The organism is Nonomuraea sp. NPDC059007 (assembly GCF_042740555.1).
Lineage (GTDB): Bacteria > Actinomycetota > Actinomycetes > Streptosporangiales > Streptosporangiaceae > Nonomuraea.
This window is the reverse complement of the sequence record NZ_JBHYJD010000072.1, coordinates 33,440-43,475: the sequence shown is the minus strand read 5'-3', so window position 1 is coordinate 43,475 and position 10,036 is coordinate 33,440. Positions and strand designations below refer to the sequence as shown.

Genomic DNA, 10,036 nt, shown 5'->3' with positions numbered 1-10,036 from the left:
CCAGCACGCCTGGACCCACCGACTGGCGGTAACGCTACAAATCCACACGATCACATAACGACATCACGGAAAGAGGCTCACGTAACGCACTCTGAACGGTTGGCCACGGGCAGGAAGATGGCTTCCGCTCGGCGAACGACCTGATTCCAACCCCTGGAAAGGGCAGGTCGCCCGCTCCGCAGACACTTCCGGACAACTGCGGGCACCAGGAGAACGACGCCGCACAACCACGGGGCCATGCGATGGCGACGATAACCTATCTGAGCGTGATCTCCGACGGAGGCCTGCAGAACGGCGAACATAGCGGCCAAGCCGCCCACGACCTGCACGCCGTTGACGGTCACCACCGCCATAACGGCCCAACCAGTCGAGCGCACCATCGCGTACGCCACGGCCAGGCCGTATGCCAGCAGGAGCCGTCGCAGCATCCCCACATCCGGCCCCAGCAGGTCGCCGACAACCTCGCATAAGCAGCGATAATGGCCGCGTCGGCGCCGAGCGAGCGTTGGAGCAGGCTGTGTGTCCGGCCGGGATGGGATCATGATTTCACCGATGCGTCCGCCGCCAGCTTTCTGGCGATGCCCAACAGATCCCTTTCATGCCGACATCTGATCGCCTTCGCTACCCAATGGGAGATGGCCAAGAAACCCGGCGGCACCCGCACACACTTTCCGCTCTTCTCGCCGGCGCGCAGCGTTAGCCGAACACGGGATTTCTGCCGTCGTAGGCGGCGCGCCTTATCGATTTCCTCGAAGTGTTCGCTCGCCCATTCGACCAGCGTCTCAGCGGCTGAGAAGGGTGTATCCCAGGGGTGTGAGCGGGAGGCGGCGTCGCCGTAGGAGAGACGATTCCGCTGATCGTGGAGGTAGAGCCAGTCCTTCAACGCTGAGCGGGCCATGCGTTGCGCGTATCACGGTCATGCGCGTTCGGCCTTTCCCTCGGCGTGAACGGCCGTGCCACTCTGGCCGCGTCGAAAGGAACACCACCATGGGTTACCTGGTCAACTCCACGTACATCACGCTCGACGGCGTCATCGGCGACCCGCAGGACTGGCCCTCAACGGGCGACGACGGCGGCGCCTCCGAGAAGATCCAGACCGATCTGCTCCTCGCGTCCGACGCCCTGCTCATGGGCCGGCGCACCTACGAGGTGTTCGCCGCCACCTGGCCCGAACGCTCCGGCGACACCTACAGCGACCACATCAACGCCATGCCCAAGTACGTCGCCTCCACCACCCTCACTGCCCCCACCTGGACGGGCACCGGCGTCCTGGCCGAGCGGGCGGCCGAACGCGTCGCCGCCCTCAAGGACGGCGGGGCCCGGCTGGTCCAGTACGGCTTCGGCTCGTTCTCCCGCGCCCTCCTGGAACACGGCCTCATCGACGAGGTGCGTCTGTGGCTGCACCCCTTCCTCATCGGAAGCGGCGACCTGCTTCACCACAAGGGCCTCACCGCGAGCTTCGCCCTCGCCGACACCAGCGTCCTGCCTTCAGGCCTCGTGGTGCTGACCTACCGGCCGACCGGCTGACCCGCACGGCGATTGACCACTTGAGCCTCACGTTACGTGAGGTTTTACGCTCACCACCCATGCCATCAAGTGTCCACCGGACACTCCAGCAGAGCAGGTAAGAATGAACAAGATCATCAACTCTACGTTCGTCAGTGTGGACGGCGTCGTCAACCACATGGACGCCTGGCACTTCGCCTACATCGACGACGAGTCCAACGAGATCGCCCTTGAGCAACTCTCGGCTGCCACGGCGCTGCTGATGGGTCGCCACACCTACGACGTCTACGCCGGCGCCTGGCCGGGACGCAGCGGCGACTACCCGGACACGATCAACAACATGCGCAAGTACGTCGCCTCCACCACCCTGGACAAGGCCGACTGGCACAACACCACGATCATCACGGATCTCATTCCGGCGGCCGAGAAACTGAAGCGCCAGGACGACGGCGGCGACATCCTCATGCACGGCTTCGGCCCCGTCGCGCGAACCCTCATGCGGCACGGCCTGCTGGACGAACTGCATCTTTGGGTGCATCCACGCTTCGCCGGCGTCGGCGGCCCCGGTGACATGCTGCTCAGCCAGGGCGACAACACCGCCCTGTCACTGATGGCCACACGCACCCTCGGCTCGGGAGTGGTGATCCTCTCCTACCAGGTGGCGGACGCGTGATGAGCGCGCCCCAGGCCGCCGTCCGGGCGACCCGGCGGGAGTGGATCGGCCTGGCCGTACTGGCGCTGCCGACCCTGCTCGTCTCGCTCGACACGTTCGTGATGCTGCTGGCGATCCCGCACGTCAGCGCCGACCTCGGCGCCAGCGGCACCCAGCAACTGTGGATCATGGACATCTACGGGTTCCTGGTGGCCGGCCTGCTGATCACCGCGGGAGCCCTGGGCGACCGGCTGGGGCGCCGGCGGCTGCTGCTCATCGGTGCGGCGGCCTTCGGCCTCGCCTCGATCGCGGCCGCGTACTCCACGAGCCCGGAGATGCTCATCGCGGCCCGGGCCCTGCTCGGCGTCGCCGGTGCCACGCTGACTCCCTCGACGCTCGCGTTGATCATGAATATGTTCCATGATCCCGGTCAGCGGGCCACGGCGGTCGGCATCTGGGCGGGTTGCTTCACCACGGGCGCCATCGTCGGCCCGCTGGTCGGCGGCGTCATGCTGGAGCGCTTCTGGTGGGGCTCGGTCCTGCTTCTCGGCGTTCCGGCGATGGCGCTTCTCCTCGTGCTCGGCCCGCTCCTGCTGCCGGAATTCCGCGGTACGGCGGAGCGCGGCCGGCTGGACCTGCCCAGCGTCGTACTGTCGCTGGCGGCGATCCTGCCGATCGTCTACGGCCTGAAGGAGACCGCCGCCCACGGCTGGCGGCCGGAGGCGATCATCAGCCTCGTGCTCGGCCTGGCGGTGGCGGTGGCCTTCGTCCGCCGCCAGAACCGGCTGGCCGACCCTCTGCTGGACCTGCGCCTGTTCGCCGGGCGCAGGTTCACCTCGACACTGGCCGCCATGCTGCTGTACACCATGCTCTCCGGCGGCACGATGGTCTTCGTCGCCCAGTACCTGCAGCTCAACCACGGGCTGTCGCCCCTGCACACCGGCCTGGCGATGGTGCCCGGCATGGTGGCGGCGATCCTCGGCTTCCAGGTGGCTCCCCTGCTGGCGCGGCACGTCTCCACCGCCTACCTCTTCGGCGGCGGGCTCCTCGTCGCCTCCGCCGGGCTGGTGGTGCTGACTCAGGCCGGAACGTCTGCAGGACCGGCTCTTGTGATCACCGGCTTCTGCCTGACCTCGATCGGCGGCGGCCCCCTCGTGGGCCTGGGCACCAACGTGGTCGTCGGCTCCGCACCACCCGAACGGGCCGGGTCGGCCGCGGGACTCACCCAGACCGGCAACGAGTGCGGCTATGCCCTGGGCATCGCCATCCTGGGCAGCGTCGGCACCTTCGTCTACCGCACGCACATGGACGCCTCGGCTCAGCAGTTCCCCGGCGGCATCGCGGATGCGGCGTCCGACTCCGCCACCGCGGCGGGCGCGCTGGCCGCGGCGCTTCCCGAAGAGCAGGCCTCCGCGCTGCTGGCGGCGGCGCGTGAGGCGTTCGCCGGGTCTCTTCACACCGTCGCCGCGATCAGCGCCGTCGTCTTGGCCGCCACCGCGATCGCCGTCATGAAGCTGCTCAAGGACCCCATCCGCTGAACGGTCGTGACGCACACGACAGGAGAGACATGCAGGGATACTCACAGTTACGGATCGGCGCCCTCGACGACGTCAACGCCACCGTGTCCCTGCACCCCGGCGCGACGCTCCTGTCGCTGATCGCGGGCACGCTCGGCGGACGGCCGCACGGTGTGCCCCGCCACTGGCAGCGCGCCGTAACGGCGGTCATCGGCGACGACGCCGTCATCCTGCGCCCACTGTTCGACCCCCATTTCTCGGTCATCCCCGACTGCCTGACCGCCACCTCCACGATCGGGGAGGCGGACATGGGCACCTACCTCGCCGCCCTGGCCGAACTCGACGACTTCATCCTCATCCGGGAGCTGGAAGCCGAGTTCGGCCCGGCTCTCCCCCGGCACTGGCAACCGGTGGCGGACCGTCCGGGAACGTGGATACGCGCCTACGCGCGGCTCATGAACCGATTGTGGGAGGAGTTCCGCGTCGTCTGGAAGAACGCCGATGCCCTCCTGCGCCAGGAACAGGAGCGCATCGGCCTGGCCGCCGTGACGCGCAGCCTGCATACCCTGCTGCCCGGCCTGAGCGAACGTCTGGCCTACGACGGCGGCTCCATCCGGCTGCCGGACCAGCAGGGCAGGTCCTTCGACCTCGCCGGCCGGCGGCTCACGTTCGTGCCCGTCATCTCCGGTCAGGGTGCCTGCCTGTTCTCCTTCGACCAGCCCGGCCCGGCGTGGATCGGCTATCCCCTACCTGCCGTCGGCCTTTTGTGGTCCAGCCCTTCCCGCCAGGCCGTACGCAACGACACCGACAAGCTCGGTCTCGCTCTCGGTCACACCCGCGCCGCCATCCTGCGGCTCGCCGGGGCCTCCATCCCCATCGGGCAGCTCGCCGCCCTTCTGAACTGCTCGCCTTCCACAGCCAGCTACCACTGTGACCAGCTCCAGTCCGCTGACCTGCTCAGCCGCCAACGCCACGGCCGCCAGGTCCACATCAAGATCACCCCTCGGGGAGCAGAACTCCTCACCCTCCTGACCTGACCACCTTGCCGAAAGGCCCTCACGTTGCCCCGCACTCATCAGAAAGACCGGTCATGGGCTCCTCTATGGCCCGCGTACGGCGCCGCCGGCTTCGTCGGCCTTTTCTGTGCGATCGTGCTCATCCTGGCAGCCGTCAACGCGGTCGTCGAAAGCGCATGGCCAGAAGAAGACGGCCTGATCGCGCTCGGAGCAGTGGGACTCAGAATCCTCACGGTCATGCTCGCGCTGGCCAGCGTCCGCCCCTGGGGCGGACGCCTGCCCGGCTGGATCGTCCTGTGCGGGCTCTGGGGCTCGGCCGCCGCCCAGTTCGTCTATCCGGCGCTGGAGCTCATCGTCAAGTTGCTCATCCTGGCGGGTGTCCCCATCGCACTCGACAAGGGCATCAGCAACATGTCCGCGACAGGCTGGTTCAACTTCGCCGCCGCCTGGGTCGTCTTCGGCGTCCCGGCCGTCTTGTTCGGGCTCGCGGCGCTGTCCTACCAGCGCCGATCCGCGACGTCCTCCCGCTTCGCCTGGCTGGGCGTTCTGGGAGGCAGCGCGACTCTGATGCTGATAGGACTCCTCATCGGATAACGCCTCACCAAGCCCTCGTCGAGCAGCCCCATGTCGCCGAGGCCGGTCATTCAGCCTGCGGTTGCCGCGTTTTCAGTGAGCGCTAGCATCACGCCGGCCGGGTCCTGAATGACGCAGTAGCGGTTCGACCCGGGCGCGCCCTTGATCAGGGTGAGCTGGGTGCCGCCGCGTTCGGTGCAGGTCTTCAGGCTGGTTTTCCAGGTCGTCGACGGCGATGTAGGCGAGCCATTGGGGTGGCAGGTCGGCGTTCTCGCCGCGGCGGTGGCATACGCCGGCATCCAGTCGCCGCCGGGGGATGCCATGACGAAGTCGTCGTCGTCGGTGGCCGGTGTGCCCTGCAGGGTTTGTGGCTGCCAGCCGATGACCGCGGGATGGTCAGGTCCAGGCCGACGATCGTGCCGGTGGTGTTCATGGGGGCCTCCTGTTGTGCGAGTCTGGCCAGGGCGGCCAGACGGTCGTCCCATTCGGCGGCGATGCCTGCCATCCAGGTCATCGCCTCGTTGATCAGTTCGGGGCGGGCGTCGTACTTAACCTCGCGGCCGGCTCGCCGGGCGGTGATGAGCCCGGCTTCTTCGAGTACCACCAGATGTTTGGCGATGCCCTGTCTGGTGATCGGCAGGTGCCGGGCCAGCGCGCTGGCGCTGGCGCCGCCTTCGCTGGCGATCACGTTCATGATGGTGCGCCTGGTCGGATCGGGCCAGTGCGCCGAACACCGCGTCGACGGACACGGCTACGCCTGGGCGGCCAGGGACCTGCTCAGCCCGGTCACGCGCACGACCTGGTCCAGCACCGCAGCGGGATCGAAAAGCTTGATGTGGGGGTACGCCCACTTCTTATCGTGGAACGACCATTCCACGATGGGAGAGTCATCGGCGGAAGACGCGGCGGGTGCCAATCGCGATGAGCAGGAGCATGGCGAGCGCGAAGGCGATCCAGGCCGGGCCGAGCGCCTCCAGCCAGCCGGTAAGGGCGCCCTGCAGTCTGGTGACCATGCCGATGATCGGGTCGTCGGCGGCCTCCCCGGCGAAGACGCGCAACTCGTACCAGCCGTAGTAGGCGACGTAGAGTCCGGCCAGGATCAGGAGCGTGCCGCTGATGCGGGGGATGTAGGGCAGGATGCGCCGCATCCTGGACACCGCGGCGCCACGGGCCAGCGCGACCGCCAGGGACAACAGGGTGATCACCAGGCCCATGCCGAAGGCGTAAGCGACGAAGACCGCCAGGCCGCCGAGGAAGCCACCACCGGTCAGCGACGCGGAGGTGATCGCGAGGAAAGGGCCGACGGTGCACGACAGGGAGGCCACGGCGTAGGACAGGCCGTAGCCATAAGCAGACAGGTGTCCCGTGCGCAGGGCGGGCACGCGCAGCAACAGCTCGCGGCCGGACAGCAGCCGGCCGCCCAAGACCAGCAGGGCCAGGCCGATGGCGATCGTCACCCAGGGCAGGTAGCGGCCCAGCGACAGCGCCAACGGGGTGACCACCAGGCCGAACAGGCCGAAGACAGTGACGAATCCCGCGGTCATCGCCGCCGAACAACCCAAGGCCCGACGCGCGCCGCCACGCTCGCCGGCCAGGAGCATGCTCAGGTAGGCGGGCAACAGGGCGAAACCACACGGATTGAACGCGGCCACGCTGCCCGCGGTCACGGCCAGCGCCAGCGGCAGATCGTTCATCCCGCGCGCAGCTTCTCGACCTGCGCGTTGACCTCCTCGACACCCAGCGGTCCGGTGGCCTTGCTGGTGGAGCCGTCCGCCTTCATGAACAGGAAGGTGGACTGCGAGGCGATGCCGAACGTGGCCCAGACCGCGCCCTTCTCATCCGACAAGTGCGGGATGCCACCGGTACCGGTCCGCTGGACGAACTCCTTCATGGCCGCTTCGGTGTCCAGGCTCGCGACGCCGACAAAAGCCACGTCCCTGTACGCGGCGGCGGCGGCCTTGACATGCGGCGCTTCGGCCCGGCACTTGGGGCACCAGGGCGCCCAGAACCAGAACACCACCGGCTTGCCAGCCAGCGTCTCACCGCTGAACGCCTGGCCGTCCAGGGTCTTTGCCGTGAATCTCAAGGCTGCGGGGATGGAGCGCGCGGCCGACGAAGCGGTGCCGCTCGGTGTGGACGTCGCCGCGGGCGCCTGGCTGGTGGCCATCTGTCCGGAACCGCATGCGGCGAGCAGCAGGACCACCGCCATGACGGCGACCGTCGTTCGAACTGCGACCATGCGGCCAGCGTAGACGTCAACCTGTCACTCAATTCTTACGCTGTGATGACGGGCCTCGCGCGCTTCCCGCTCCCGCCGGTCGATGCGCTCGGCCCCTCGACAAGCTGAAGACCCGTCGAGGGTGGCTTGATGGCGGGCGTCGTTAGTTTCTAGTGAGTCTTCGTGCACGTCGCAGGCGCGTCGTCCGCCCCGGCGGGCAGGGAACGGCCCAGGTTTGAGGGCTCCATCGTCATCGACTCCACGAAGCACGGCCAGGTAATCCGTGACTTCACGGGGCCGGGCCATATCTCCCTCGGAGGCGCGACCGCCCTGAACAGCGGCGCGCTCCCCCTATCCGACTGGAAGGCAGACATGCGAAACTTCGTCCGAATCCCGGTTGCCGCCGCGGCGCTGGCGAGCGTCCTGGCCCTGCCGGCCGTGGCACAGGCGGCCGACTCCAGCGTTTCCAGCTCCACGGCGTCGCGCTACATGGTCTGTACGTACCAGATCACCGCCCCACACAACTTCGTGACGTCGAGCGGCGATCGGGCCTTCGCGGTGCGCCTGGGTCAGCGCTTCGCGGGATACCGGGATCTGACCGCCACGATCAATGGCGTCCTCCACCGGCAGATGGAGCCACTTGGTCTGGCGTGGGGGCAGGTCGGAAAGATGAGGGTTGTGCCGGGCTCCTGCCGCATCTGATGCGAACCTGCCGACATCGTCGGCAGCTCCAGGTGCACGTGGAACCCGGGATGTGCCCTGCCTGGCCTCCGGTTACGCCTTGCCGTAGCCGGAGGCCAGGCAGGGCAGTTCACACGTGAAGAGGCATCTACCCCCATCGATGGGGGCGGAGATGTCGGGACGAGACTACAGTCCCGCAACCGACAACGAAGGGAGCGCACTGACATGCGCCGGATATTCGTCTGCGTCCTACTGACGACAGGCCTGGCAGTAGCCAGTGCGGCGAGTGGCGTCGCGTCGGCCACCACGTCCGCGTCCACCGACTGCAGTTGGAACAAAGCGCGGCTCAACGTCCACAAAACGCTTTATCGCACCCCGCGAGGCTGGACCCCGAAGGGTTCGATCAAGCGAGGAACGATTGTCTATTTCTATTACACCAGAACGGACCGGGTACGCGTTCCCGCATGGAACGGCTATATCAAGGGGGGCGGAATGACAGTCCTCGACGGTGGGACCTGCACCTCCTGAGCCACCGGCGACGGTGGACAGGGCCCGTGGGGAAGGACCGAACGTGGATGACCGCAATACGCACAACGTATGGCCCACAATGACAGGGTGAGCGACAACCTGCCGTTGCCCCCAGCGCCTGACGCGATCGAGTTGCGCCACCTGCGCGCGTTCGCGGCGGTGGCCGACGAGCTCAATTTCGGCCGGGCCGCCAACCGGCTCTACCTGTCGCAGCCCGCGCTCAGCCGCCAGATCCGCGCGTTGGAGAGGCTGATCGGCTACGAACTGCTGCGCCGTACCACCCACAGGGTCGAGGTGACGCTGGCCGGGCAGGCGCTGCTGGAGCGCACGCGCGCCATCCTGTCCGAGGTGGACAACGCCGTGGCCGCAGCCCGCGCGGCCGGTGACGAGACGGCCGGGCGGATCGCCCGGCTGATGGAGCCGCTCAATACCATCGCCGGCACCGCGCATCTGCAGGAACTGCGCGACGCCAACGAGGCGCTGCTGGGCGAGTTCCCCGTGCCCGCCGACATCGACACGCGTCCGGTGAGCGCGGGCGGGGTGCCGTCGTTCGTGCTCACGCCGGGTGTGGAGGGCGCGCCCACGGTGCTGTACCTGCACGGCGGGGGTTACACCATGGGCTCGGCGTACGGCTACCGCTCCATCGTGGGCGCGTTCTGCGTGGCGGCCGAGACGCCGGTCCTGCTGCCGGAGTACCGGCTGGCCCCCGAGCATCCCTACCCGGCGGCCCTCGACGACGCCGTGCGCACCTACCAGTGGCTGCTGGACCGGACCGACGACCCCGGCGCGCTGACCGTAGCGGGCGACTCCTCCGGCGGCGGGCTGGCCCTGTCGCTGCTCGCCACGCTCAAACAGCGCCGGCTGCCGATGCCGGGACGAGTCCTGTTGCTGAGCCCGTGGGTGGATCTGACCTGCGAACATCTGGCCACGACGGCGCCGGCGGCGCTGCTGAGGCTGGCCCGCGACGCCGTACGCGACTACCTTCAGGGCCATCCGGCGAGTGACCCGTTGCTCCACCCGTTCGCGGCGGACCTGACCGGCTACCCGCCGATGCTCGTGCAGGTCGGCACCGGCGACGCCCTCGTGCACGAAGCCCGCCTGCTCGCCGAGCGAGCCGCAGAGCACGGGGTGGAAGTGGAACTCGACCTCTATCCGGTCGACGCGCACGTCTTCCACATGTACTGGTCGTTCCTTCCGGAAGCGGCCAAGGCTTTGTCCCACGCCGCCGCCTTCCGTCCCGCCCAGGGCTGAGGAACGCCGGCGGCTCATGCGTTCCGCGCATCGCGGTCATGCGTGTTCGGCCTTTCCTTCGGCGTGAGCGGTCGTGCCAGCCTGGCCTCGTTGA

General features: G+C 68.2%; 11 protein-coding genes and 1 pseudogene. 7 read left to right on the top strand and 5 right to left on the bottom strand.

What is annotated here, in order from left to right; genetic code table 11:
• Positions 1-538: 538 nt before the first annotated feature.
• Positions 539-898, bottom strand: coding sequence for a hypothetical protein (locus tag ACFWY5_RS53680; RefSeq protein ID WP_379639716.1), 360 nt, complete (start codon positions 896-898; stop codon positions 539-541).
• Positions 899-987: 89 nt separating this feature from the next.
• Between ACFWY5_RS53680 and ACFWY5_RS53675 the strand changes: the two genes are divergently transcribed.
• The 5 genes from ACFWY5_RS53675 (at position 988) to ACFWY5_RS53655 (ending at position 5,285) form a co-directional block, all read left to right on the top strand.
• Entirely contained in the window at positions 988-1,527 is a 540-nt protein-coding gene (locus ACFWY5_RS53675; RefSeq protein ID WP_379639715.1) for a dihydrofolate reductase family protein, read from the top strand.
• 103 nt (positions 1,528-1,630) lie between these two features.
• The gene (locus tag ACFWY5_RS53670) at positions 1,631-2,179 is read left to right on the top strand and encodes a dihydrofolate reductase family protein (RefSeq protein ID WP_379639714.1); all 549 of its coding nucleotides are present in this window, start codon (positions 1,631-1,633) and stop codon (positions 2,177-2,179) included.
• The gene (locus tag ACFWY5_RS53665) at positions 2,179-3,696 is read left to right on the top strand and encodes an MFS transporter (protein WP_379639712.1); all 1,518 of its coding nucleotides are present in this window, start codon (positions 2,179-2,181) and stop codon (positions 3,694-3,696) included. Before ACFWY5_RS53670 ends, ACFWY5_RS53665 begins: the two co-directional genes overlap by 1 nt.
• Positions 3,697-3,725: 29 nt before the next feature.
• On the top strand, positions 3,726-4,712 hold the full coding sequence (locus ACFWY5_RS53660; protein ID WP_379639711.1) for an ArsR/SmtB family transcription factor: 987 nt from the start codon (positions 3,726-3,728) through the stop codon (positions 4,710-4,712).
• 114 nt (positions 4,713-4,826) lie between these two features.
• The gene (locus tag ACFWY5_RS53655) at positions 4,827-5,285 is read left to right on the top strand and encodes a hypothetical protein (RefSeq protein ID WP_379639710.1); all 459 of its coding nucleotides are present in this window, start codon (positions 4,827-4,829) and stop codon (positions 5,283-5,285) included.
• Positions 5,286-5,469: 184 nt separating this feature from the next.
• On the opposite strand, the pseudogene ACFWY5_RS53650 reads toward ACFWY5_RS53655, so the two are convergent.
• The 4 genes and pseudogenes from ACFWY5_RS53650 to ACFWY5_RS53635 form a co-directional block, all read right to left on the bottom strand.
• A pseudogene (locus ACFWY5_RS53650) lies at positions 5,470-5,967 on the bottom strand (ArsR/SmtB family transcription factor); the annotation flags it as partial.
• Positions 5,968-6,015: 48 nt separating this feature from the next.
• Positions 6,016-6,141 carry a hypothetical protein gene (locus tag ACFWY5_RS53645; RefSeq protein ID WP_379639709.1) on the bottom strand — a complete coding sequence of 42 codons (126 nt, stop codon included), beginning with the start codon at positions 6,139-6,141 and terminating at the stop codon, positions 6,016-6,018.
• A gap of 10 nt (positions 6,142-6,151) precedes the next feature.
• The gene (locus ACFWY5_RS53640) at positions 6,152-6,958 is read right to left on the bottom strand and encodes a cytochrome c biogenesis CcdA family protein (RefSeq protein ID WP_379639708.1); all 807 of its coding nucleotides are present in this window, start codon (positions 6,956-6,958) and stop codon (positions 6,152-6,154) included.
• On the bottom strand, positions 6,955-7,473 hold the full coding sequence (locus tag ACFWY5_RS53635) for a TlpA family protein disulfide reductase (RefSeq protein ID WP_379639706.1): 519 nt from the start codon (positions 7,471-7,473) through the stop codon (positions 6,955-6,957). The genes ACFWY5_RS53640 and ACFWY5_RS53635 overlap by 4 nt, the downstream gene beginning before the upstream one ends.
• A 192-nt stretch (positions 7,474-7,665) precedes the next feature.
• On the opposite strand from ACFWY5_RS53635, the gene ACFWY5_RS53630 reads away from it, so the two are divergent.
• Positions 7,666-8,184: a hypothetical protein gene (locus ACFWY5_RS53630; protein ID WP_379639705.1), complete on the top strand. Its 519-nt coding sequence runs from the start codon at positions 7,666-7,668 to the stop codon at positions 8,182-8,184.
• Between the two features lie 594 nt (positions 8,185-8,778).
• On the top strand, positions 8,779-9,942 hold the full coding sequence (locus tag ACFWY5_RS53625) for an alpha/beta hydrolase fold domain-containing protein (protein ID WP_379626797.1): 1,164 nt from the start codon (positions 8,779-8,781) through the stop codon (positions 9,940-9,942).
• The last annotated feature ends 94 nt before the right edge of the window (positions 9,943-10,036 follow it).

Excerpts from the sequence above, each read along its gene's own strand:
- ACFWY5_RS53680 (WP_379639716.1), bottom strand. The coding sequence starts at position 898 with ATGGCCCGCTCAGCGTTGAAGGACTGGCTCTACCTCCACGATCAGCGG.
- ACFWY5_RS53675 (WP_379639715.1), top strand. The coding sequence starts at position 988 with ATGGGTTACCTGGTCAACTCCACGTACATCACGCTCGACGGCGTCATC.
- ACFWY5_RS53670 (WP_379639714.1), top strand. The coding sequence starts at position 1,631 with ATGAACAAGATCATCAACTCTACGTTCGTCAGTGTGGACGGCGTCGTC.
- ACFWY5_RS53665 (WP_379639712.1), top strand. The coding sequence starts at position 2,179 with ATGAGCGCGCCCCAGGCCGCCGTCCGGGCGACCCGGCGGGAGTGGATC.
- ACFWY5_RS53660 (WP_379639711.1), top strand. The coding sequence starts at position 3,726 with ATGCAGGGATACTCACAGTTACGGATCGGCGCCCTCGACGACGTCAAC.
- ACFWY5_RS53640 (WP_379639708.1), bottom strand. The coding sequence starts at position 6,958 with ATGAACGATCTGCCGCTGGCGCTGGCCGTGACCGCGGGCAGCGTGGCC.
- ACFWY5_RS53635 (WP_379639706.1), bottom strand. The coding sequence starts at position 7,473 with ATGGCGGTGGTCCTGCTGCTCGCCGCATGCGGTTCCGGACAGATGGCC.